Origin of the sequence: Microbacterium maritypicum MF109, assembly GCF_000455825.1 — a bacterium.
Taxonomy (GTDB): domain Bacteria; phylum Actinomycetota; class Actinomycetes; order Actinomycetales; family Microbacteriaceae; genus Microbacterium; species Microbacterium maritypicum_A.
In genome coordinates this window covers 1-656 of record NZ_ATAO01000018.1, presented here as the reverse complement: position 1 = coordinate 656, position 656 = coordinate 1, and the positions used below count along the sequence as shown (strand labels likewise).

Sequence of the window (656 nt, the reverse complement as noted above, 5' to 3'; positions counted from 1 at the left end):
ACGCGCAGGGCCTGCTCGACTTCCTGACCTCGCCGACCGCGAACGGCGACGCTCCCGGCGACCTGTTCCGGCTGGCCGCGCTCGGGGCCGTGAGCGCGAACGGGATCAACAACCTCCCGGCATACCTGGTGCTCGAGCCCGCCGCCGGGGATCCGGTCGCGCTGATGGCGCTGCTGATCGGCGTGAACATCGGCCCGCTCATCACGCCGTGGGCGTCGCTCGCGACCCTCCTGTGGCATCACCGGATCGTCGCCCTGGGGGTCACGATCCGGTGGAGTCGCTTCATGCTGTGGGGTGTGGTGGCTGCGGTGCCGACCGTGCTCGCCGCCGTGCTCGTGCTCTGGCTCGTCTCGGGCTAGTGCTCCGTTCCGGTCGCACCTCCTGCCGCCCCCGAGGCGCGGAGGCGGCACGAGATGCGACCGGAAGGGGGGAGCGGGCCGGAAGAGGAAGTGCGCCGGGCCTGACAGGATGTCGGTCATGAGCGTTCTCTACGACTACTTCTCCGCGCCGAACGACGAGCGGGCCGTCACCGTCCTCCAGGTGGAGGGCGGACCGACCGCGGAGGAGTCGGGCTTCGATGCCGGAACGCTCGGCGGCATCGACCCGGTCGTGCAGCTCGGCACGCTCGAGGCGCTGCTGACGGGCGTGCCGTACGA

At 71.3% G+C, this 656-nt stretch carries 1 protein-coding gene; it reads left to right on the top strand.

What is annotated here, in order from left to right; translation table 11 throughout:
* Positions 1-359: ArsB/NhaD family transporter (locus L687_RS0120675; RefSeq protein WP_031206678.1), on the top strand; the 359-nt coding region annotated here is incomplete at its 5' end.
* Positions 360-656 lie beyond the last annotated feature (297 nt).